This window comes from Natrarchaeobius chitinivorans (assembly GCF_003841505.1).
In the GTDB taxonomy this organism is placed as follows: Archaea; Halobacteriota; Halobacteria; order Halobacteriales; family Natrialbaceae; genus Natrarchaeobius; species Natrarchaeobius chitinivorans.
The window spans coordinates 74,009-96,853 of the sequence record NZ_REGA01000008.1; the positions used below are offsets into that span (position 1 = coordinate 74,009).

Consider the following 22,845-nt stretch of genomic DNA (forward strand, 5'->3'; position numbering starts at 1 on the left):
TCACGGAATCGTGAACGTCTAGTCCTCGAGACGTGTGCGCAGATCCGCGGCCGCCTCGCGTGCTCGGGAGAGAACGCTCGCCTCCTCGAGCGTGAGAACCTCCCGGTCGCGCATGAGAACGCGACCGTCACAGACGGTGTGACGGACGTCCGATGCCGCGGCTGCGTACGCGAGGTGGCTCACCAGGTCGTAACGAGGCGTCAGGTGTGGAGCGTCGAGATCGATGACGGCGAGATCGGCAGGCGCACCCTGCTCGAGGCGACCCGATTCGAGACCGAGCGCATCGGCGCTCCCGCGAGTCACCAACTCGACGACGGATTCGGCCGGAACGGCACTGGCATCCTCGGCGGCGAGTTTGCCGAGCATGGCCGCATCGCGTGCTTCGTCGAGCATCGAGAGGTCGTTGTTCGACGCCGCACCGTCGGTTCCCAGCCCGACGGTCACGCCCGCCTCGAGCATCCGCTGGACCGGTGCCATCCCGCTCGCGAGCTTCATGTTCGAGGCCGGACAGTGGATCACGCCCGTTCCAGCCTCTGCGAGTAACTGAATCTCGCTCTCGTCGACGTGGACGCCGTGTGCGACGAAGTCCTGGGAATCGAGCATTCCCTTCTCTGCGGCGTAGGCGAGCGGGCGAACGCCGCGTTCTTCGACGATCGGTGTGACCTCCTCGCTCGTCTCGTTGGCGTGGTAGTGAATCGGGATCCCCGCCTCGCGGGCTCTGGGGACGTACTCGGCGAGGTACTCCTCGCCGACAGTCGTCAACGAGTGTGGCATGAACGCCGCCGAGATCCGGCCGTCCGCAGCGCCGTCGTACTCCCGGGCGATCTCGAGGCTGGTCTCTGCGTCCTCGCGGGCCTCCTCCTCGTCCTTGGCGACGGTAACGATACCGTGGCCAAGCCGGGCGCGAACGCCGGCCTCCTCGACCGCCGCGGCGATCTCGGGCACCTCGAAGTACATGTCCGCAAACGCCGTCGTTCCGGATTTGATCATCTCGAGCACGCCGAGTTCGGCCCCGGCGCGGATGTCCTCGTCCGTCAGTTGCGCTTCCGCCGGCCAGATGTCCTCGCGAAGCCAGTTCTCGAGGGGTTTGTCGTCGGCGTATCCGCGTAGCAACGACATCGCGACGTGACAGTGGCCGTTGACGAACCCCGGCGTCACGAGCGCGTCCGACCCGTCGAGCGTCTCGTCGCCGTCGAGGTCGGGTCCGATCTGGAGAATCTCGCCGGCGTCCTGATCGATCAGTACGTCCGCACGCGTGATCGTCGCGTCCGGAAGCAACACCCGGCCCCCGGTGATCGCAAGCGTCGTCATCGAGTAGGAGTTCTCGAGGGAGTTCCTTATACTGTCGGACAGAACTCAGTGAGTAGTTAGTCGCGGATTCGCGGCCGTCACCGGGGGTGACGGCCGCAGTAGCGCGACCGATCTTCAAATAGTTCTGTCTGACGGTAGTATAGTATCGATCGGCGACGGGGATCACCGGCCGCTCAATTCGCCGTACAGATTGACCAGCGTCACGAGAAGTACGACCCAGCCGACGAAGACGAGAACGGCCCCGCTCCCCTGGTAGAGACTCTGTCGGGACCACGAGTGAGCCGTCGCGAACAGCACTTCGTTCACCCCGTAGGCGACGAGGAGAGTCCCGAGCGTCCCGCCCACGGAATACTTTCCGACGAGAAGCGCTACGTTCGATCCTGACATCGTACTCCTCGTTCGGAACCGAGACGTGTGGTTCTTTCGAAGCGTTCGACGCGCTAACCATCCGACAGCACCCGAAAGCGGTGTGTCGGTGGGACTACTGCTGGTCGTCGTCCACCGCTCCGTCGGTTCCGGGCGGGGTCCCCTCGCCCGGCACGCCGTCGGCGTCGCCCACGTCGTCGCCACTCGAGGACGCCGTGTCTTCGACGTCGTGCGTCCCGTCGCCGGCGTCGCCAGTCTCGCCGGTCCCACCTGCGGTCTCTCCTGTTCCGCCCTCGGGGTCGGAAACGTAGCCGAGTTCGAACCAGAGTCTTGCCGTACACTCCATGCGCTGTTCGTCGAGTTCCGTCTCGCCTTCTCGCTGGTCGAGATACCCGTTACACCGTCCGTGAGAGATGACGTTCGAAAGCGTCGCCGCCGACCCACACTCCGGACAGTCGATGTAGTATCCCTCGTCGTTCTGGTGCCACGAGTCGGGTGTCAGTTCGGTGTACGCGGCCTCCTCGTTCCGGTCGCTCATGTCAGAGCGGACGGTCTCGAGGTCGGTAAACGCAAGCCCGGAGTGCGCAACCACTGACGAGACTGCTGGGGTCGATGCGATCACCGCGACCGGCCGATCCGCGGCAGCCAGCGGGGAACCGCCTCGCGGTACTGGTCGTACCGCTCTCCGTGTTTCTCGGCGAGATGTGGTTCCTCGTACTCGAGGACCCTGTTATGAAAGCCGAGCCAACAACCGGCCGCCCACCAGAGGACCGAAACCGATCGGTACCGAAGCGCCTGTCCGACGACGACCAACAGGACGCCGACGTACATCGGATTCCGGACGTGGTCGTAGAGTCCGCCGGTGACGAGGTCGTCCGGTTCGTCGGACGGCGACGGCGTTCCACTCCCCTCAGCGGCGAATCGCCACGCGGTGTGAAGGTACACCACGGTACCGACGAGGATCGAAGCGGTTCCGAGGACTCGTCCAGTCGAAGTCCCGATCGGAAGTCGGGGGTGTTCGCGCCACCTCGCGAGAACCCGAGGGATCACGCCGGCGACCGTGACCGGCACGAGAACCGTAAACAGTACCGTCTTCAGGAGTACTCGCGGTGACACCATACGGAACGCAACCCGACGTGACGAAATATAGGTTGTGACGAGAGAGGAAGCGAAACGCGGACGGAGGAAGGACCCGGTCGGTCCAGAACGGACGGTAAGAACTCGATCGGTCCAGAACGGGCAAGAAGGGAGCAGACAGTCCGATACGGCGAGTGTCGGTTGGACAGTCCGGTCAGACGAGCGGGGACACGAGTTCCTGACCGGCCTCGAGGAGTTCGTCGACCCTCGCCTCGTCGGTCGCCTCGGCGTACACCCGTAACACGGGTTCGGTTCCGCTGGGGCGGACCAGTAACCACGAGCCGTCGGCGAGTTGGAGTTTGAAGCCGTCCGCGGTGTTCACGCCCTCGACGGTCGTTCCGGCGACGGTCTCCGGAATCTCGTCCTCGAGATCCCCGATGACGCGGGCTTTCTCGTGATCCGGACAGGCCACGCTCGTCTTGTTCTGAACGACGGTGCCGTGGGTCTCGAGCAGGCGGTCGACGCGCTCGTCGAGCGGTTCGTCGGCGTGCATGGCGGCCGCGAGCAGGGCCACGAGGACGCCGTCTTTCTCGCGGACGTGGCCGCGGACGGTGAAGCCGCCGGACTCCTCGCCGCCGATCAGGGCGTCGGTTTCGGCCATCGCCTGGGCGACCCACTTGAAGCCGACCGGGACCTCGTGGACGGATTCGCCGTGAGCGTCCGCAACCCTGTCGATCAGGAACGTGGTCGACACCGAGCGAACCGCCGCGCCGGCGTCGTCCTCGAGGAGGTACTCGTACAGCGCCGCGAAGAACAGGTTCTCGTCGAGGAATCCGCGTTCGGGCGTGACGAGCGCGATACGGTCCGCGTCGCCGTCGTTTGCGATACCCAGATCCGGACCGTCGTCGTCGGTCACGAGATCGACCAGCTCCGTCAGGTTCTCGGGTGCCGGCTCGGGTGCGCCGCCGCCGAACTCGGGGTCGCGCTCACAGTGAAGACGCTCGAGGGATGCACCGGCTCGAGAGAGCAGCGTATCCGTGGTTTCGCGACCGCTGCCGTACATCGCGTCGTAGGCGACGGTCAGCCCGGAGAGGTCGACCTCACCGGTGATCGATTCGACCAACTCGAGCGCGGCGTCGGCGTGAGGGGAGACGAGATCGACCTCGCGGACGGTACCGTGTTCGCTGTCCGGAAGCGCCTCCGGTTTCGCGAGGCGCGCTGCGATCGCGTCGGTTACCTCGGGGAGCGCCGGTGCGCCGTCGTCGGGGATGAACTTCACGCCGTTGTACTCCGGCGGGTTGTGCGAGGCCGTGACCGCGAACCCGCCCGCGAGGTCTCTGTCGACGATCGCGTATGCCACGAGCGGGGTCGGGCGATCGCGTTCGGGGAGCAACACGTCGAATCCGTTCGCACACAGCACACGCGCGAGTTCCTCCGCGAAACCGCGGGAGGTTTCACGAGCGTCGTAACCCACGACGACCGGTTCCTCACGCCCCTCATCGGAGAGATACGAGGCGACCGCCTGTCCGACCATCCGTACCCGGGGCGTCGTAAACTCCTCGAGCGGTGCCCGCCAGCCGTCAGTACCGAACGTAATGGCCTCCATACGCGTGTCTCATCGGCCGACGCGAAAAAAGCGACGCCATCGTGCACGCGCGGAAAAGGGATAGGAAGAGCACAGGCGGGTCGCGCTCGTACGGTACCGACTGACGGCAGATCGTACGACAGCAACGCCGTTATCCGCCGGCCGACCGTATCACCGGTATGGCCGACGCCCCACTCGTCGTCGCCGTCAACGGTAGCCTTCGCGAGGAGAGCTACACGCGGACGGCGCTTCAGTACGCCCTTCGTGCCGCCGAGGACGCTGGAGCGGAAACCAGACTGCTCGACCTCCGCGAGTACGACCTCCCCGTCTACGATCCCGACGTGGACGACCAGGGCGACGGGAGCAAGGCGACCAGCCTCGTCCGCGAGGCCAACGCCGTAGCCCTCGGAACGCCGGTCTATCACGGGTCGTACTCCGGCGCGCTGAAAAACTTCCACGACTACTGTGGCTTCGACGAGTACGAGGATACCACCGTCGGGTTACTGGCGACGGCCGGCGGGGGGAGCTACGGATCGACGCTCGATCACCTCCGAATCACCGTCCGCGGCGTCCACGGCTGGGTCCTCCCCCACCAGGTCGGTATCCGCAACGCCTCGAGCCGACTCGTCGATGCCCAGGACGACGATGCGATCGACGGGCGGACGTTCGCCGACGCGAGCCTCCAGGATCGCGTCGAGAAACTCGGGCGGATGCTCTCCGAGTACGCGTTCATCGAACCCCACGTCGAGTCCCATCGTGCGGCAGCCGACGACGACTGATACGAACTGCTGTAACTGTGTACCGGAGCGACCGGGTGCCGTCCCGGGGTCGCCCCAGTGGGATCGCAAACCGTCCCCGGTAGGATCGCGAACCGTTTTCGGTGTCGCCGGACCTGGCGGCAAGCGGACCGACTGTCGGCCCTCCAACCCCCGATTCGAGACCGGTCCGACGCCCCGTCCTCGCCGGTTCGTTACTCGAGGCCGATCAGACGCTCTTTCTGACGGCGGCTGAGTTGCTTGATCTCGTACTCGCGTGACATCGCCGCCGACCGCGACTCGTACCGTTCGTGATGCTGGAGTGTGACGGGCGTGCGCCCGCGCGTGTACTTCGCTCCATCACCGGCGTCGTGTTCGGCGAGTCGGCGCTCGAGATCGGTGGTGTAGCCGGTATAGAGCGTCCCGTCGGCACACTCGAGGACGTAGACGACGTGGTCGGCTCCGGACATCGATCGGCCGTACGAGGGAGGCGACGAAAAGCGTCCCGACTACGCATCGGTCGTGTTCGAAAAGGGGTCCACCGGTAGTTCGACGCGTTTCCCGTCTACGTGCCGCGAGCGCGCTCTTTTGCGACTTCAGCAATTCCGGCGTTCGCAGAACAGCTGATACACGCGTGGATTGTTCCGTGCTCGTCGGCGAAGACGCGTGCGAATCGTTCGGAAACGTGCGCACTACAGTGGTTACACTTGGGCATTGGGCACACCGGCCGAAGCCGGTACCCAAAGATACCCAGTGAGTGTTTAAAAATCCTTTCCCATACACCGTATGGTGGTTCGGTAGAAGGATAATTTATTTATCGATTCGTTAACCGAGTGGGGTATCGTTTTTCGCTCGAGGACGCACCACCAGACGGACGAGAGTGAAAACCAGCCAGTCGAACCAGGACCTTCGCGAGCGGACCCGACAGCGCGCGCGAGCGCAATTTTGCCGCTCGAGTCGGTGAGAGTTCGACAGCGGGATTCATCAAACATATACTTTCCGGTGGTACCGGTCGACGAAACAGGCGAATCAACCCCTGCATCACCGGTATTTCCACAGATAACCAGAACTTTTATATGAGGTAAAGGGAAATCGATACATCGTATGGCAGACCTTATCGTCAAAGCCGCCGTGAAGGAAGCGCTCGATGACAAGAACGTCGCCTCGGACTTCTACGATGCACTCGACGAGGAAGTCGACGAACTGCTCGAGGACGCTGCCCGCCGAGCAGAAGCAAACGACCGGAAAACCGTTCAGCCGCGCGACCTGTAAGGGACGCCACCAGAACGATTTTTTATCGACGCAATCGTCGGATAGTGTCGACTATCCAGTCCGCGGGTGATGCGACTATCGTAGCAACTGCACGTCAGCGCACGCTCGATCGAACGACTACGAGTTTACTGTCACCGGCGTTGCTCGAGGTACTCCTTCGTCCGACCGAGAACGACGTACTCCGTCGACCGCAGCTCCGAGAGTGTCGCCGATCCGGTGACGAACATCGCCGTCCGCAACTCGAGTGAAAGCTGTTCGATGAGGTCGACGACCGCGTCGGTTCCCCGGCCTGCTGGTCCGAGAAACGGCTTCGCGAGGCCGCCGGCTCTGGCACCGAGGGCGATCGCCTTCGCAACGTCTAACCCGGAGCGGACGCCGCCGCTCGCGACGACCTGGTCGTGGACCGACGCCGCCTCGAGGGTGCTGATCGCGGTCGGGACGCCCCAGGCACGAAACAGGTTGCCGATCGCCTCCTGTCGGTCGGCACCGACGGCGGCGGCCCGGTGGGATTCGATCCCCGACCACGTGGTTCCGCCCTGGCCCGCGACGTCGATGGCGTCGACGCCCACATCGGCCAGCCGGCTGGCGGTTTCCCGAGAGATGCCGTTGCCCGTTTCCTTGACGACGACCGGGACCGACAGCCCTTCCGCGACGCGTTCGATCTCCGCCAGACAGCCTCGAGCGTCGACGTCGCCCTCCGGCTGGACCGCCTCCTGGAGGAAGTTGAGGTGGATCGCCATCGCGTCGGCGTCGATCATCTCTACGGCCGTCTCGACCGCCTCGAGGTCGTACTCGAGCAACTGGGCCGCGCCGACGTTGCCGTAGAGGCAGGCGTCGGGTGCGACCTCGCGGACGACCGTATACGACTCGAGGAGTTCCTCGTCGTCGAGTTCGAGGCCGGCGCGTTGACTACCGACGCCCATGGCGACGTTCGTCTCCTGGGCGGCCTCAGCGAGCGCTCGATTGATTTTCGTCGTGTTCGGGTGGCCGCCGGTCATGGACTCGATGACGATCGGAACCGCCAGCTCGTGCCCGAACAGCGTCGTCGTCGTGTCGATCTCGTCGCGGTGGAGTTCGGGGAGCGCCTCGTGGACGAGGTCGACGTCCGCAAACCCCGCACCGGAGGTCTCGACGTCCTCTTCTTCGATGATTCGAATGTGGTCGTCTTTTCTGTCGGATGTCTCGGGCATCGGATCGTCTCGATCGGAAGATGTTGCGACGGGATAGAAAAACCCGTTCATTCCGGCCGCGCCGGGACTCCGGAATCGCCACGATTTGTGCAGAGTTCTCCCAGACGGACTACTGGAGGACGTTCTCCGGGTTCGAGACGGGCCGAGCGGTCACCGATCGAGTTCGCTCGCCGCCGGGAGCACAATCGAGAACGTCGACCCCTCGCCGGGTTCCGACTCGAGTCGGATCTCGCCGCCGTGGCGTTCGACGATGCGCTGACAGAGCGCGAGTCCGATACCCGTCCCCGGGTGTTCGTCGTGTGTATGCAGTCGCTGGAACACCTCGAAGATGCGCTCTTGCTCGTCAGGAGCGATTCCGATTCCGTCGTCGTGAACCGAGATGATCCAGTCGTTGCCGTTGCGTTCGGCGGCGATGTCGATCCGCGGTGGCCCGTCGCCGCTGTACTCGATCGCATTACTCACGAGATTCTGGAACACCTGATGCAGTTGACCGGCGTCGCCCGCTACACGCGGCAACTCGTCGGTCGTGATCTCGGCGTCGGTTCTCTCTATTTGTATCCGGAGATCCTCACGAACGGTTTCGAGCACGTCGTTCAGGTCGACCGATCCGAACTGATCTCCGCGCGTTTCGACCCGCGAATACGCGAGCAATCCGTCGATCATCTCGCGCATACGGTCGGCCCCGTCGATGGCGAACTCGAGGAACTCTTCACCGTCTTCGTCGAACGCGTCTCGGTATCGGCGGTCGATCAACTGAAGGTAACTCGAGACCATCCGGAGAGGCTCTTGCAGGTCGTGGCTGGCGGCGTAGGCGAACTGCTCGAGTCGTTTGTTCGACTCCTCGAGGCGCTCGTTTGATTCCTCGAGGTCGGCAACCAGCTGTTTGAGTTCGCGCTGGTATCGGTGGCGTTCGATGGCCTCGGCGAGGATGTTGGCGACGCTCTGGACGAAGGTGACGTCCTGTTCGGTGAACGTCCGACGGTCGGTGTCGTGCGTGCCGAGGATCCCCCACGGCTCGTCGAACGATCCGATGACGGTACTGATCCCACTGCGAACGTCGTGGCTCCGCAGCAGGTCGGGGCCGCTGAACCGCGTTTCCGTCCCGAGGTCCTCGACCACGATCGGGTGATCGTTTGCCAGGGTGTACGCAGCCTGGGAATCCGTCTCGACGGAGGAGACCGTCGCCTGACCGACGATCCCGTCGTGCCAGCCCACGCCCTGGCGCAACAGCAGTTCCTGCTCGTCGGCGTCGAGATCGAGCACCTTGCAGTACTCGTTGTCGAGGACGTCCGCCACCTGCCGGGCTGCCTCGTCCATGAGTTCGTCCAGATCGTCGGACTCGAGTGCGAACTGCCCGAGGTCCGCGACGGCCTGTTGCTGGCGGGCCCGCTGCTCGAACGCGCGTTCGCGCTCTTTTCGCTCGGAGATGTCGCGGACGACACCTGTGCGACCGATCGACCCATCTTCGAGCACGTACGGGCCGAACCGGCCCTCGACGGGGATCGTATCGCCGCCGTCGGTTTCGATATCGAACTCGAGCGACGCGTACTCCGCGCTCTCCGCGACGACGTCCTCGTTCAATTCCTCGGCTCGGACGTCGACCGTCTCGTCGTGGACGAGCGTGACGTGTGCACCCAGCAATTCGTCGCGGTCGTACCCACTCATCTCGCAGAACGTGTCGTTGACCATGACGAACCGGCCGTCGGCGTCGACCGTTGCGACACCGTCCCAGATCGTTTCGATCGTCTGTTCGTACCGTTCTAGCTCTCGCTCGCGCTCTTTTCGCTCGGTGATATCAGTGAAGTAGACCGACAGTCCCGTTTCGGACGGATAGACGTTCACTTCGGCCCAGATATCGAGCGGTTCGGAGTATCGCTCGAACGCGATTGCCCGCTGGTTTTCCATCGCATTCGTGTAATTCTCGTAGAGATCCGACCCGACAGCCTCCGGGAACACGTCCCACAGGACGTTTCCGCGCAACTCCTCTTCTGAGTAACCGAGGAGGTCTTCCGCATGGGAATTGACGTGGGTGAATCGATACTCGCCGTCGAGTGTGTAGAACGCATCGGAGAATCTATCGAATATCCGCTGGAGTTCGCCCTCGAGTTCCTGCTCGCGTCGATGACGCTCGGTCATATCGCGCGTGACCTTCAGGTAGCCACGGTGCGTTCCATCGTCGTCTCGGATCGCCGTAATCGTCACGTTCGCCCAGAACCGGCTGCCGTCCGCTCTGACGCGCCAGCCTTCGTCTTCGACCGATCCGGTTTCGGTCGCCTGCTCGAGATTCCGGGTCGGAACGCCCGCCGCTCGATCGTCCTCGGTGTAAAACGCCGAGATGTGCTCGCCGAGGATCTCCTCGCGGTCGTAGCCCTTGATCTCCGCCGCACCTTCGTTCCAGCTGATGACGTGTCCCTCCGAATCGAGCCGAAAGATCGCGTACTCCTCGACGGCATCGACCAGCGACTGAAACCGCTCTCGGGTTTCGCGGTGGGCATCCTGGGATTGCTTTCGGTCCGTGATATCGTAGTAGAGTTCGATGCGACCGCCGGCGTACTGACCCGACTCGATCGGTTTGCTCTGGTGCTCGAGCCAGCGTGCGTCACGGGTTTCACCCGCGGTGACGCGACACTCGAACGTCTCGAAGTGACGGTTCTCTTCGTACGTTGCCCGAACCTTCCGTCCGAATCGGTCCGGGTCGTCGAATCTGTGCTTGATCGTTTCCTCGAGTACGATTCGTTTGTCCCGGCCGATCAACTCGTCGCGGTCGAGACCGAGGTACTCGCCGATGGTCTCGTCGGCCCACGCGATCGAGAACTCGTCGTCGAGAACGAAGACGCCGATGTTGGCCTCGTCGAGAACGTTCGCGATCGATTCGACCGACGCCTGTGCCGACTCGAGTGACTCGAGGCGTTGACGGTCCTCCGAGAGGTCGCGTGCGACGCCGATCGTCCCCTGAAACTCCCCCGCGTCGATCAGCACACTGACCCGTAATTCACAGGCAAACACGCCACCATCGGCAGTCTGCATTCCGAGTTCGAACGGAGCGATTCCGCCGTCATCCGTTCCGATTTGCCGTTCGATCTCGCGGTCGATACGTTCGACGTCGCCATCGGTGAGAACGAGCGAGACGTGCTCGCCGAGAAGTTCCTCGGGTGAACGTCCCGTCGCCTCGACGAGCGCGTCGTTGACCGCAACGAAGTGGCCGTCCGAATCGAGCTGATACACGACGTCGTCGATCGTGCTAACGAGTGTCCGATACCGGTGGAGCGCCACGTCGTCGTCGACGTCGTCCCAAAATGCTCCGTCGGGAGCACCCGATCGCGTACTCATTACCCTTCGAAGATCATTGACCGAGTTAAAACGCTCGACGCTCGAGGGCTTCGAGGAGCCCCTGTCGTAATCCGATCGAACTCTCGAGACGGCGGGGTTTTTGTCTGGCGTCGTGGAACGTCCGACCGAAATGGTGGGCAAACTCCTGGTCGGCTTCGGCCGCTTCGAAATCCTCAGACCGGAGCCCGTCGTCTGGGTGATGGCTCGCGGCCGACAGGGATCGCCACTCGTCACCGCGGCGCTCGCACTCGCCGGTGTGATCCTGGTCTTGGTGCCGCGACGGATCGTCCACGCCGCCGAGCGAGTCGCGTTCGAGAACCCCGACGCCGGACGGCTCCGGCCGTGGACGGTTCCGATGGCCCGACTCGAGGGGATCGTCTTCGCCTGGCTGCTCGTCCGCGGCGACGGCTGGAAGCGGCTTCGAACCCCCCTCGCAGCGCTTGGATTCGTCATGGCGCTGGTGCCGCGGTCGGCCGCGGCGTTCGGTCTCGAGGTCGCCTACGAGAATCCCGACGAACTCGAGGTGAAATCGTGGGTGGTTCCGGTCACCCGACTGCTGGGGGCGTGGTATCTCGTCGTCGGTCTACTTGCCGGACGGGCGGACGCTCCCGAGGACGGGGATAGTAGTCGTTAAACGTCATACGGATTACTGTAACTGTTTACCGGCGCACCCGCCGCCCGGGTCGCGGGTGCGCCGGCAATGACTTACAGTAAACCGTATCAGTACTCCCGAATCTCGACGCCGTCGTCGGTCCCGACGTACGTCGTATCCGCCATACCGACGAACAGCCCGTGTTCGACGACTCCCGGAACGCTCGAGAGTCGCGTCGCCAGTTCGCCGGGATCCTCGATCGATCCGAACGCACAGTCGAGGACCAGGTTGCCGTTGTCGGTAACGATCGGGCCGTCCTTGTGCGAGGCGTCCCGAAGCGTCGGATCGCCGCCGAACTCGCGAACGCGGTCGGCGACGACGGTGTGGGCATCGGGAAGGACCTCGAGCGGGATCGGGCGCTCGAGGCGGTCGGTCAGCTTCGAGGGATCGGCGACGACGACGAACCGGTCGGCCGTCGCGTCCACGATCTTCTCGCGTGCGTGGGCTGCCCCGCCGCCTTTGATCAGTGCGCCGTCAGTGCGCGCGTCCGGCGCGTCGACGACCTGGTCTGCGCCATCGATCGCGAGGTCGACAGCCTCGACCGCGTCGAGCGTCGTCAGCGGGATCCCGACCTCGAGCGCCAGTCGTCGTGACTGAAACGACGTCGGAATTCCGCGAACCGCGAGGCCGTCGGCGACGGCGCGTCCGATCGCGTCGATCGCGTACGCGGTCGTCGAACCGGTGCCGAGACCGACGACGTCGCCGTCTTCGACCGCTTCGGCCGCCCGTTCGCCGGCCCGTCGCTTCGCCGCGTCCGAACCACCCTCCGTCTTCATGATTGCTACCGCGTGCGGCGGTGGGAAAAGCGTTACTCGAACTCCGGCTCCCGGTCCTCGAGAAACGCCTCGACGCCCTCGCGTTGATCCGGCGTTCCGAACAGGCCGGCGAACGCTCGCTTTTCGTACGCGAGGCCGCTCGTTTTCGATCCCTCGTACTGTTGGTTGATCGACTGTTTCGCGGCCCGGATCGCGGTCGCCGGCTTGGCCGCGATTCTGCCCGCGAGGTCGTCGACGACGTCCTCGAGGTCGTCGTCCGGGACGACCTCGCCGACGAGGCCAACCTCGGCCGCGCTCTCGGCGTCGAGGCGTTTGCCGAGATAGATCATTCGACGCGCTGTCTCGTCGCCGACGATCCGCGGAAGCCGCTGGGTTGCCCCCCAGCCGGGGATTATCCCGAGGTCGATCTCCGTGTTGCCGAGGACCGCCGACTCGGCTGCGATCCGGAGGTCACAGGCGAGCGCCATCTCACAGCCGCCGCCGAACGCGTAGCCGTTGACGGCGGCGATCGTCGGCGCGGGAAACGCCTCGATTGCGTCGGCGACGGTGTGGCCGAGTTCGACCCACTCGCGGGCCTCCTCGACGGAGAGGTCTTTCATGTGTGCGATGTCCGCACCCGCGATGAACGCGTCGTCGCCCCCGCCCGTGAGAACGAGCGCGCGGGCGTCGTTCGCTTCTGCCTCCGAAAGCGCGTCGACCATCGCCTCGAGCGTCTCGACGTTCAACGCGTTGAGCGCATCCGGTCGATCGATCGTCAGCGTGGCGACGTCGTCGCCGTCGTTCCAGTCGAGTCGAACCGTCTCCCAGTACATACCCAATCGCTCCACTGCCAGGGTGAAATGGGTTCGGTCCTGCCGGCGTCTCCGGACGCGTTCGCAGACGGGTACTGGACAGCAGTATCGGCGCACAACAGACCGGCACACATCAGTACCCGCACAACAGACCGGCACACAACAGTACCCGCACAACGACGGGCGGTCCACGAATGCACCGGGACGCCGGGACAGCAGCCCGTATCACTCGTCGGGATACGGGTCGGCCTCGAGTCACCTCCCGGAGCGGCGTCTGGAAGGTTTTTCCCCCTCTTCGTGGTCGACATCCCATGGCGAGTTCGGACACCGCAGTCTCCCTCGAAAACGTGCGCAAGACCTACCGGCTGGCCGAGCCCGTTCACGCCCTCGACGGCGTCTCGCTTGCGGTTCCTCGAGGGTCCTACACCGCGATTATGGGACCGAGTGGCTCCGGGAAGTCGACGCTGATGAACCTCGTCGGCTGTCTGGATACCCCGACGGAGGGGACCGTGATCGTCGACGGGCGGGACGTGACGGCCCTCGACGGAAACGAGCGAACCGCGCTGCGCGGCGAGCAGGTCGGATTCGTCTTCCAGACGTTCAACCTGATGCCCCGACTCACCGCCCTCGAAAACGTTGCCCTCCCCCAGTTGTTCCAGAGCGTGAGCCGAGGGGAACGTCGGGAGCGAGCGCGGACGCTTCTCGAGCGCGTCGGTCTCGGCGACCGGGCCGACCACCTGCCCAACGAGTTGTCCGGCGGTCAGCGCCAGCGGGTCGCGCTGGCCCGGGCACTGGTGAACGATCCGGCGATCGTCCTGGCCGACGAGCCCTCCGGAAACCTGGATACTGGGACGGAAGCCGACGTTCTCGATCTCTTCGACGAGTTCCACGAGGCCGGGACGACGATGGTCGTCGTCACTCACGAGCGCCACGTCGCAGAGCGTGCCGAGCGGATCGTCCACTTGCTCGACGGTCGAATCGAGCGGATCGAAGAACTCGAGTCCGACGGTAAGACGACGAGACCGGGGGGATCGACGACCCCGAACGTCACTGGTGAGACCGACTCGGAAGCCGGGGACGGGCGCTGATGCAACCGATCGAGCATCTCCGACTCGCCTGGCGCTCGATCCGCGGTCACGCGCTCCGGTCAGCGCTGACGACGCTCGGAGTCGTGATCGGCATCGCTGCGGTGATCGCGTTCGTCACGCTCGGCGCGAGCCTGCAAGCGGGGATCATCGGCGACATCAGCCCCGACGATCAGCGCAACCTCTACGGGTGGGCCGCCGATCCCGACACGGAAGGCGGCCCGCTGGCCGGAGCCCAGCCAGTGGTCAGCGACGCCGATCTCGAGGAACTCGAGGAGTTCGACGAGGTGACGGCAGCCTACGGCTACGCGACGATTCCCACGCAGACGGTGTCTGACGGCGACGAGGAGGTGCCACAGGGCGACGGCCTGGTCGCGACCGGACCGTCCTACGTCCGGGAGGATGATATCGAGGACGGTCGGAGCTTCGAGATGGGCGAACGCGAAGGGGTTCTCAACCCGGCCGCCGCTGAACAGTTCGAGGAGAACGCAAGCGTCGGCGACGAGTTGACGATCACGACCATCGGCGGCCAAGAGACGACCGTCGAGGTCGTCGGCATTACGACGACCTCCGAAGGGCTGAGCCCCTTCGAAGGGTTCGAAGCCTCGCCGCGGATCTACGTGCCGACCGACCCGTACTACGCGGAGGGAACGGCCGGCGTGGGGATCGGCGACGGGGCCGAGGGTGACGACGGGGTCGGAGACGGAACGTCCGACTCGAACGGCGACCTTCGATTCCTCGCGGTCGTCGTCGAAGCCCAGACTGCGGCCGACGAAGACGTCGACGCCGCTCGCGATCGGGCGATCGCACACCTCGAGAGCGACGACGCCGACGCGAGCGAGTTCGTCGGCGAGGACGACGACCTCGAGATGACGTTCCAGACGAGTACCGAACTGCTCCAGCAGTTACAGGACGTCCTCGACCTTCTGCAGAACTTCATCGTCGGCATCGCTGCCATCTCGCTGCTCGTCGGCTCGATCGGGATCGCGAACATCATGCTGGTGAGCGTCACCGAGCGGACCCGCGAGATCGGGATTATGAAAGCCGTCGGGGCACAGAACCGGGACGTCCTCGGGTTGTTTCTGGCCGAGGCGGTGATCCTCGGCGTGATCGGCGCGATTCTCGGGACGGGGCTCGGACTGCTCGCAGGATATCTCGGCGCGCTGTACATCGATCTGCCGCTTGTCTACCCCTACGAGTACGTCGCTCTCGCGATCGTCGTCGGCGTTCTCGTCGGCGTGATCTCGGGGCTGTACCCCGCCTGGCGGGCGGCCAGAACGGACCCGATAGACGCGCTCCGGTACGAGTGATACGGTTTACTGTAAGTCCTTGCCGGCGTACCCGCGACCCGGGTCGCGGGTGCGCCGGTAAACAGTTACAGTAATCCGTATGAGAGGCCACCGTCGGAGCGTGCACGGACGGGCAAACATCAGCCATTTCCGTCATTCGACCCGGAGACGTCGCCTTTCGCTGGCACTCGTCCTGGAGACGTTCCCGCTCGACGTCACTCGTCTCGGTCCGTTTCGCGCTCCTCCTGCCACCGCGTCGGCTCGGTCCGATCGTTCCTGGCGTCGGTCGCCGGCGGCCGGTCGGAGTCCGGGGCCTCGAGGTCCGTCGGCTCCGGCGGCCCCCGCCGATTCCGTCGCCCTGCAGGCGGTCGACCGGCGCGTTCGTCGGCGCTCATTCCGATCGTTCGGCGGGTGTTGGTCCGCTTTTCGGGGTACTCGCGGGCGAGATACGAACCGACGTACCCGCCGAGCAACGCCACGCCGACGGTGTAGAACAGAAGGGTCGTCGTGGCCACGATGACGACGAACAGGAGGAACACGAGTCCGCCCGTCGGGCCGCCACTGGCTCCGAACCCGAACCCGAGAAAGACGAGGACGAGAAACGCGCCAGCGGCGACGGGAACGAACGTGATCGCACCGGCCAGCGCCCCGACGAGCGCACCGTCGCGCGTATCCGGCCCCTCGAGAAAGCCCGCGACTGCGCCGCCGATAACCGTCGAGAACGGGATAAACGAGAGGACGACGCCGACGACCGCGCCGATAATCGCGTGAACGAGCGTTCGACTACTGACCATACCGAACGAACGACAGGCAAGGAGAAAAGTGTCGGTGGTCCAAAAGACGGCGGGCGAGACCTCGGTCGAATCGGCGGCGTCGGTCGCCGTCGCTCGAAGACGAAATCAGTCGTCCGCCGCACGAGAGGGCGATTCCTCGTAGGACGCTTCGGTGTCGGTCACGAGTTCGTCGCCCCGGTCACCGTGTTCGAGATCCGGCTCGAGGAGGTCGGAGACGTCGGTATCGTCGTTGACTTCGTCGGCGAGGAGGTCGACCGCCTCGACGAAGACGGCGACGATGAGCGGGCCGACGACGATGCCGATCGCGCCGAGCGTGAACAGTCCGCCGGTGAAACCGACGAAGTAGAGGCTCCCGGGAAGCCCGGCCGACCGACGGGCGAGGCGCGGTCGAACGCCGACGTCGGGGAACCACGCGACGAGCGCGATTCCCAGGACTGCAACGAGCACCGCGGCCACCAGTTCGCCGGCGACGACGTGATAGATCGCGATCGGAACGATCAGCAGGCTCGGACCGATGATCGGAACGAACTGCAAGATCGCCGCGAGGAGCGCGAGCGTGAACGGAATGTCGTAGCCGAGCGCCCAGAACAGCGGGTACGCGATTATCAGCGTCACGACCGAGGTGGCCAGTTGCAGTACGTAGATCGCGTACAGCGTCTCTCGAGCGCGTTTGGCGAGCGCGTAGACCACGTCCCGATACTCGTGGGGGACCGGGGCGACGGCGGCCCGGGCGGCGGCCTCCCCTTTGAGAACGAGCGCGAACAGCAGGATGACGAACAGCGCGAACTTGATGGCGAGTACCGGCAACGAGGAGGCGAGCGCGATGGCACTGGTCGTGAGGAAGTCGATCGCGAGGCCCTGGACCTCCGCGACGTCGACCGTGTACGTGACGTCGAAGGCAGTGATCGGAACCTCCGGCGGAATGGCCTCGAGGAATCCGATGATCTCGTCGAGTCTGAAGTAAAGCGTCGCGGCGATCGGCGAAAAGACGGCGACGACGACGACGAATCCGACGACGGTCGCCCCGACGGCCCCTGTCCACTCCGTAAACCCGCGCCTGACCAGCCACTTCTGGACCGGAATCAGGACGTACGCGGCCGTTAACGCGAAGAGTATCGTCCCGAGGACCTCGAGCAATATCCCCGCCGTGAGGACCCCGAGTGCGACGACGATTCCCGCGAGGACGTATCGCCGGGTTCGGTCGCGGTCCTCGAGTTCGTTCGGTTCCACACGAGTGACTCACACTGGACGGTGAAAGTCTTTCCCTCCGAACGAACCGAGCGCGTGCGAGGACAGGACCCTTATGCCGCTTCGCACCGAGATCCGAACGATGAGACGACGGACCTTCGTCCGGGGCGTCGGCGGCGGGTCGATGCTGGCCGTCGCCGGCTGTCTCGAGCGCGAGGACGAAGACGACGAACCCGAGGAGGCACAACCGGAAGACGAGAACACGCTCCGGGTCGTAACCTACTCCTCGATGGTGACCGGCGAGACGCCGGCCGGAGCCGTCCTCGCGGAGGCGTTCGAGGAGGAGCTTCCGGACGCCGAAATCGAGTGGATCGTCCCCGAAGCGGGGATCGAACACTACGCCCAGCGGGCCCGACTCGAAGCGGAGATGAACGCGGACGTCTATCTCGGTCTGACGCCTGCCGAACTCGTCTTCCTCGACGAAGCCGTCTCCGCCGACGTGTTCGAACGCCTCGAGAGGGAGCGACTCGAGCGTGACGGTCGGATCCGCGCTGATCTGTCGTTTGGCGACCCGGACGACAGGGCACTTCCGATCGATTCGGGGTACGTCGGCCTCGTCTACGACGAATCGGTCCTCGAAGCACCCGAGACGTTCGAGGACCTGCTCGCGGAGGAGTACGCCGGAACGGTACTCGCACAGGATCCACGTCGATCCGCCCCCGGCCGAGCCTTCCTGTTGTCGACCGTCGCGGCGTACGGAAACGAGTTCGTCGACTACTGGGAGGGCCTCCGGGAGAACGACGTCGACGTGTACGAGCGCTGGACGGACTCGTACGTCGACGAGTACCTCGAGGAAACCCGGCCGATGGTCGTCTCGTATACGACCGATCGGATCGCTGCGAACGCGGCCGACAGGAGTATGGAACGCCACCAGATCGCAACCCCCGACGGCCAGGGGTACGAAAACGTCGAGGGAGTGGCAGTCTTTGCGGACACCGGACGACGGGAACTCGCCTACGAGTTCGTCGACTTCCTGCTGTCGAGTCAGATACAGACGGAAATCGCCATCCGAAACGCACAGTTTCCCGCACTCGAGCGCCAATATCTCGACCTCGGCACGGAGTTTACGGCGTTCGCTCGCCAGCCCGAGCAGCCGGTACGGTTTACCTACGACGAACTTCACGGGAACCTGACCGGTTGGCTCGAGGAGTGGGGTGAGGAGTTCGGGGAGGACGTAATCGACGACCGCCCCGAAATCGACGACACAGGCACCGATTAACTGGCGGCGGACGGCGAAAGCCCGGCGCAGCTTTAAGAATCCCACCGTGGTACGTCGCGGCGCATGGCGTTTCGACGACTACTCAGCGGCGACCCGGCGAAGAGCTCGAAGCTCTATCTCGCGATCGGAATCCTCTCGCTCGTGAAAGCGATCGCGATACGAGACGACCGAGAACGGTTCCGACGCGAACTGATGGACGCGGGCCTGTTCATCGGCGTCGGCCTCGTCCTCCGGAAGTACAGCCAGCTCAAAGCCCAGAAGCGCGACGAGATCGAATCACAGCTACCGGAGTGGCTCGCCGGACTCGGCGACTCCGGATCGACGTCGACCGACTCCGGACTCCAGTCGCTGGCGAGACGGCAATTCGAGAGTCAGTCCGAAGAGGAACCGAGCTTTCGAGACCGCGCTCGTGGAATCGTCTCGAGTTAGACTGCTCGAATCAGGAACCCTCGAATCGACGGCCCACTCGAATCGGCAACTCGCTCGAATCGACAGCGCGCTCGACGACCGGTTGGGTTTCCATCGACTCGAGTGAACCCGGACGACTACGCCAACGGCTCGAGCCCGGCCGTGAAGTGACGGAGTTCGGGGATTTCGGGTTCGGCGGCGATCTCGAATCCGACGACCTCCTCTCGTTTCTCGAGGACGGTAGCGGCGGTTTCGGCCACGTGCTCGAAGTGCTCGCGGCTGTAGGTTCGCCGCGGAACGGCGAGTCTCACGAGTTCGGGTCGATCCGTTTCCGGAAACGCGAAGCTGCCGAGTTCGACGCCGCGAACGCCGCCCTCGCGGTACAGTTCACAGACGAACGCCTGTCCCGGAAATGCTTCCGCCGGGAGGTGTGAGAGCGCCGACCCCGCGTCGAGATAGACGGCGTGACCGCCGGTGGGGCCGTAGATCGGCACGCCGACGTCCGCGAGCATCTCGCCGAACGCTGCCACGCGATCGATTCTGTCGGTGACGTACGCCTCCTCGACGGCCTCGCGAAGCCCGACGGCCAGCGCGGCGACGTCCCGGCCGGCCATGCCGCCGTAGGTCGGAAACCCCTCGTAGAGGATCGCACGCTGTTTGCACCGTTCGTAGAGGTCGGCGTCGTCGGTCGCGACGAAACCGCCGGCGTTGACGAGGCCGTCTTTCTTCCCGCTCATCACGACCGCGTCCGCGTGCCCGAGCTGTTCTCGTGCGATTTCGTCGATTTCCCGGTCGGCGAACTCCTCCTCGCGGCGGCGAACGAACGCGGCGTTCTCCGCGAACCGGCAGGCGTCGACGACGAACGTCGCGTCTATCTCGTCGGCGAACTCGCGAACTCGACGGGTGTTCTCGACGCTGACCGGCTGTCCCGCCGCCGAGTTGTTCGTGATCGTCTGGATCACGAGCGGAACGCGTTCCGGGCCGACGTCGTCGACCACCTCCCGCGCTCGCTCGAGCGAGAAGTTCCCCTTGAACGGGTCGGAAGCATCCGGATCGAAGGCGCGATCGACGGGACAGTCGACCGGCTCTGCCCCCTGGTTGGCGACGTGAGCCCGCGTCGTATCGAAGTGGGTGTTGTTCGGAACGACGTCGCCCTCGGAGAGCACCGTCCCGTAGAGGACGTTCTCAGCGCCCCGGCCCTGGTGGGCCGGAATTACATGGGAAAAGCCCATCACGTCCTCGACGGCCGACTCGAGGCGGTCGAACCCACGCGAACCGGCGTAGGCTTCGTCGCCCCGAATCAGTGCGGCCCACTGCGAATCGCTCATCGCACCCGTTCCGCTGTCGGTCAACAGATCGATGAAGACTTCATCGGCGTCGAGATTGAAAACGTTGTAGCCGGCCGCCTCGAGGTTTCGCTCTCGGCGGTCCCTCGGGGGGAGCGAGATCGACTCGACCATCTTCGATTTGTACGCGACCATACACCTCACTGAGACGTCCAGCGAGTTGAAATCGAGTGACGTGATTCGGTGACCGACGAACCGATCGAATCGACCACGGACAGGTTCGCTCACCGATGGAGAGGTTCGGGGATTCGTTACGGACCGCCAGCCGGGGACAGCCGTCAGTCGGCTACCGGAGCCCAGACGGTTTGCTGTTGGTCACCGCCGGTGAGACCGGGAGCCGCGGTTGAGACGAGACAGCGATCCGTATCAGGACGAGAGTTCGACCTCGTCACCGAACCAGTGGAACTCGGACGCTCGACCGGTTCCGAACGCGTCGTTTTCGACCCGGTCGGGACTCGGGGTGGGACCGACGAGTTCGATCCCGCCCGCCGACCGCGATTCCGGTCGGGACTCAGTTCCGTCGACCAGTTCCTCGAGCCCCGCGTCGGTCGGTCGGGCCGTGACCGTCGGCTCGCCGATCAGAACCGCGTCGTCTGCCGCTGTCGGATCGGCGGACGATCCGGTGTCCGCCCCCCGTCGATCCTCGCCCGACGAACGATCGTCCACCGACTCGAGTGACTCGGACCGATCGGGAACGGCGCTCTCGAGGCCAGCGAACAGTCCCTCGAGATCGTCCGGGTCCGCGTCGATCTCGTCGTCGATCGTCGGGTCGTGTTCGCCGCCGCTCTCGGCGAGTTCGTCCGGTGACTCGACGCCTGCGGCCGCGAGAACCGCGTCCGGGTCGGGCTCGACGTCCTGAAACACTTCGGTTACTGCGGGGTCCGTGCTCATGGCCTCGAGTCCGCCACGCCAATCCTTCGTTACGAGCCCGTTTCTTCCGGACAAGGGACCGACTACCGTCACCAACGTGGACTGTCTGAAAACCCCGTGAGAGAGTCTATCGACGGGTTCAGTCGGTTTCCGTCGCTGTATCGGTTGATTATTATCCGAAATATGATCGTTCAGAGTTCGCAAACGGTCGTCGAGATCTAGAAGAGTTCCTGGGTCAACTCGAGGGTCTTCTCGCGGTCGTCCCAGTCGACGAACACCGCGACGCTGGTCGCGCTCGTGATGACGTCCTGCAGGTGGATTCGTTCCTCGGCGAGCGGGGCGATGATCTCGCTGACGACTCCCGGCTGGTTCGGCAGTTCGCCGCCGGTGACGCGTACGACCGCAACCGGCGAGTCGACGGTGACACTCGAGAGTTCGTCGCGGGCGATGACCTCCCGGTGGAGGATGTTCTCGGCGCGTTCGGCTTCGTCCTCGTCGATGTAGAACGTGATCGTGTCCATCCCGCTGGCTACGGCGTCGACGTTGACGTCGCTCTCGCTCAGCGCCGAGGACAAGTGGCTGAAGACGCCGGGCTGGTTACGGATCGCCCGGCCGGCGACGGTCAGACACGCGAGCGGGCGCTCGCGCAGGTCCACGAGGTTCTTGAACTCGCCTTCGATGCTCGTCCCGCCGGAGAGCAGGTCGCCGTGCTGGTAGTGGACGACGCGGACGTCGAGTCGGCCGTCCTTATACGACAGCGCCGAGGGGGCGACGACTTCGGCACCGCGAAAGGAGAGATTTCGGAGTTCGTCGACGGAGATTTTGCCCACGTTTCGTGCGCCTTCGACGACGCGGGGGTCCCCGGTCATAACGCCTTCGACGTCGGTTACGATGACGACCTCGTCTGCGTCCATGTAGTTACCCATCATGACCGCCGTCGTGTCGCTGCCACCGCGACCGAGCGTCGTGACGGAGTCGTTCGGACCCTCCGCGAGGAAACCGGTGAGAACCGGTACCTCCTCGTCCATCGTTTTCGCGACCTCGAGGGCACGTGCTTGCGTTTCCTCGACGTCTACCTCGCCGTACTCGTCGGTGATCACCGGCCAGTCGTCTTTGCCCGGCTCCAGAAATTTGGCGTCGATCCCGCGGGCCGACAACGCCGCTTTGAGCATCCGAACGGACGTTCGCTCGCCCATACTGACGATCTGTGCGCGATCCGCTTCGTCCGTCTCGAACGTGATGTCGTCGAGCAGATCGTCGGTCGTCGACCCCATCGCACTCGCGACCACCGCGATTTCGTGTCCGTCCTCGACGGCCGCGGCGATCGAATCCGCCGCACGGTCGATCCGTTCACCGCTGCCGAGACTCGTTCCCCCGAACTTGGCTACGACGCGCATACTGTCACCTCACAGCGTGGCTGTGAACTGTTACCGATGTTGTGGCTCATACTCGGTTCGTTACCAGAGCGGGCAGATAACTGT

The 22,845-nt window shown here is 64.6% G+C and carries 23 protein-coding genes; 7 read left to right on the forward strand and 16 right to left on the reverse strand.

Annotated features, from left to right (window positions below; translation table 11 throughout):
• Positions 1-18 precede the first annotated feature (18 nt).
• From EA473_RS10760 to EA473_RS10780, 5 genes are all read right to left on the reverse strand, one after another.
• Positions 19-1,311, reverse strand: coding sequence for an amidohydrolase (locus EA473_RS10760; RefSeq protein ID WP_124195670.1), 1,293 nt, complete (start codon positions 1,309-1,311; stop codon positions 19-21).
• 162 nt (positions 1,312-1,473) lie between these two features.
• The gene (locus EA473_RS10765) at positions 1,474-1,698 is read right to left on the reverse strand and encodes a hypothetical protein (protein WP_124195671.1); all 225 of its coding nucleotides are present in this window, start codon (positions 1,696-1,698) and stop codon (positions 1,474-1,476) included.
• Positions 1,699-1,792: 94 nt separating this feature from the next.
• A complete protein-coding gene (locus tag EA473_RS10770) occupies positions 1,793-2,215 on the reverse strand; it encodes a hypothetical protein (protein WP_124195672.1) in 423 nt (140 codons plus the stop codon).
• Between the two features lie 80 nt (positions 2,216-2,295).
• On the reverse strand, positions 2,296-2,796 hold the full coding sequence (locus tag EA473_RS10775) for a methyltransferase family protein (RefSeq protein ID WP_124195673.1): 501 nt from the start codon (positions 2,794-2,796) through the stop codon (positions 2,296-2,298).
• A gap of 172 nt (positions 2,797-2,968) precedes the next feature.
• Positions 2,969-4,360, reverse strand: a complete 1,392-nt coding sequence (locus EA473_RS10780) for a phosphoglucomutase/phosphomannomutase family protein (protein WP_124195674.1) — start codon at positions 4,358-4,360, stop codon at positions 2,969-2,971.
• A 158-nt stretch (positions 4,361-4,518) separates the two neighbouring features.
• On the opposite strand from EA473_RS10780, the gene EA473_RS10785 reads away from it, so the two are divergent.
• Positions 4,519-5,118, forward strand: a complete 600-nt coding sequence (locus EA473_RS10785; protein ID WP_124195675.1) for an NADPH-dependent FMN reductase — start codon at positions 4,519-4,521, stop codon at positions 5,116-5,118.
• A gap of 191 nt (positions 5,119-5,309) precedes the next feature.
• Here the strand turns inward: EA473_RS10785 and EA473_RS10790 are convergent, their stop codons facing one another.
• Positions 5,310-5,564, reverse strand: coding sequence for a GIY-YIG nuclease family protein (locus tag EA473_RS10790; protein ID WP_124195676.1), 255 nt, complete (start codon positions 5,562-5,564; stop codon positions 5,310-5,312).
• Between the two features lie 95 nt (positions 5,565-5,659).
• Positions 5,660-5,809: a DUF7563 family protein gene (locus EA473_RS23390; RefSeq protein WP_449289215.1), complete on the reverse strand. Its 150-nt coding sequence runs from the start codon at positions 5,807-5,809 to the stop codon at positions 5,660-5,662.
• Positions 5,810-6,198: 389 nt separating this feature from the next.
• Here EA473_RS23390 and EA473_RS10795 point away from each other — a divergent pair, with 389 nt between their 5' ends.
• A complete protein-coding gene (locus EA473_RS10795) occupies positions 6,199-6,366 on the forward strand; it encodes a DUF1931 family protein (protein ID WP_004267503.1) in 168 nt (55 codons plus the stop codon).
• 131 nt (positions 6,367-6,497) lie between these two features.
• On the opposite strand, the gene fni is transcribed toward EA473_RS10795, so the two are convergent.
• The gene (gene fni / locus EA473_RS10800) at positions 6,498-7,556 is read right to left on the reverse strand and encodes a type 2 isopentenyl-diphosphate Delta-isomerase (RefSeq protein ID WP_124195677.1); all 1,059 of its coding nucleotides are present in this window, start codon (positions 7,554-7,556) and stop codon (positions 6,498-6,500) included.
• A 150-nt stretch (positions 7,557-7,706) separates the two neighbouring features.
• Positions 7,707-10,886, reverse strand: a complete 3,180-nt coding sequence (locus tag EA473_RS10805; protein ID WP_124195678.1) for a PAS domain-containing sensor histidine kinase — start codon at positions 10,884-10,886, stop codon at positions 7,707-7,709.
• A gap of 130 nt (positions 10,887-11,016) precedes the next feature.
• On the opposite strand from EA473_RS10805, the gene EA473_RS10810 reads away from it, so the two are divergent.
• Positions 11,017-11,520 (forward strand): hypothetical protein, encoded by a 504-nt coding sequence (locus EA473_RS10810; RefSeq protein ID WP_394341306.1) that lies wholly within the window; start codon positions 11,017-11,019, stop codon positions 11,518-11,520.
• Between the two features lie 86 nt (positions 11,521-11,606).
• Here the strand turns inward: EA473_RS10810 and rpiA are convergent, their stop codons facing one another.
• Both rpiA and EA473_RS10820 read right to left on the reverse strand, forming a co-directional pair.
• Positions 11,607-12,314: a ribose-5-phosphate isomerase RpiA gene (gene rpiA, locus EA473_RS10815; RefSeq protein WP_124195679.1), complete on the reverse strand. Its 708-nt coding sequence runs from the start codon at positions 12,312-12,314 to the stop codon at positions 11,607-11,609.
• 32 nt (positions 12,315-12,346) lie between these two features.
• Positions 12,347-13,126 carry an enoyl-CoA hydratase/isomerase family protein gene (locus tag EA473_RS10820; protein ID WP_124195680.1) on the reverse strand — a complete coding sequence of 260 codons (780 nt, stop codon included), beginning with the start codon at positions 13,124-13,126 and terminating at the stop codon, positions 12,347-12,349.
• 290 nt (positions 13,127-13,416) lie between these two features.
• Here EA473_RS10820 and EA473_RS10825 point away from each other — a divergent pair, with 290 nt between their 5' ends.
• Complete coding sequence (locus EA473_RS10825; protein ID WP_124195681.1) at positions 13,417-14,193, forward strand: ABC transporter ATP-binding protein; 777 nt, start codon at positions 13,417-13,419, stop codon at positions 14,191-14,193.
• A complete protein-coding gene (locus EA473_RS10830) occupies positions 14,193-15,500 on the forward strand; it encodes an ABC transporter permease (RefSeq protein WP_124195682.1) in 1,308 nt (435 codons plus the stop codon). Before EA473_RS10825 ends, EA473_RS10830 begins: the two co-directional genes overlap by 1 nt.
• 194 nt (positions 15,501-15,694) lie before the next feature.
• Here EA473_RS10830 and EA473_RS10835 read toward each other — a convergent pair whose 3' ends face one another.
• Positions 15,695-16,273 (reverse strand): DUF5518 domain-containing protein, encoded by a 579-nt coding sequence (locus EA473_RS10835; protein ID WP_124195683.1) that lies wholly within the window; start codon positions 16,271-16,273, stop codon positions 15,695-15,697.
• 105 nt (positions 16,274-16,378) lie between these two features.
• Positions 16,379-17,503: an AI-2E family transporter gene (locus EA473_RS10840; protein ID WP_124195684.1), complete on the reverse strand. Its 1,125-nt coding sequence runs from the start codon at positions 17,501-17,503 to the stop codon at positions 16,379-16,381.
• Between the two features lie 100 nt (positions 17,504-17,603).
• On the opposite strand from EA473_RS10840, the gene EA473_RS10845 reads away from it, so the two are divergent.
• On the forward strand, positions 17,604-18,740 hold the full coding sequence (locus EA473_RS10845; RefSeq protein ID WP_124195685.1) for a thiamine ABC transporter substrate-binding protein: 1,137 nt from the start codon (positions 17,604-17,606) through the stop codon (positions 18,738-18,740).
• Positions 18,741-18,803: 63 nt separating this feature from the next.
• The gene (locus tag EA473_RS10850; protein ID WP_124195686.1) at positions 18,804-19,169 is read left to right on the forward strand and encodes a hypothetical protein; all 366 of its coding nucleotides are present in this window, start codon (positions 18,804-18,806) and stop codon (positions 19,167-19,169) included.
• A gap of 116 nt (positions 19,170-19,285) precedes the next feature.
• Here the strand turns inward: EA473_RS10850 and EA473_RS10855 are convergent, their stop codons facing one another.
• The 3 genes from EA473_RS10855 to EA473_RS10865 form a co-directional block, all read right to left on the reverse strand.
• Complete coding sequence (locus EA473_RS10855) at positions 19,286-20,629, reverse strand: tryptophanase (protein ID WP_124195687.1); 1,344 nt, start codon at positions 20,627-20,629, stop codon at positions 19,286-19,288.
• A gap of 231 nt (positions 20,630-20,860) precedes the next feature.
• Positions 20,861-21,385 (reverse strand): hypothetical protein, encoded by a 525-nt coding sequence (locus tag EA473_RS10860; RefSeq protein WP_124195688.1) that lies wholly within the window; start codon positions 21,383-21,385, stop codon positions 20,861-20,863.
• A gap of 197 nt (positions 21,386-21,582) precedes the next feature.
• The gene (locus tag EA473_RS10865; RefSeq protein WP_124195689.1) at positions 21,583-22,761 is read right to left on the reverse strand and encodes an aspartate kinase; all 1,179 of its coding nucleotides are present in this window, start codon (positions 22,759-22,761) and stop codon (positions 21,583-21,585) included.
• Positions 22,762-22,845 lie beyond the last annotated feature (84 nt).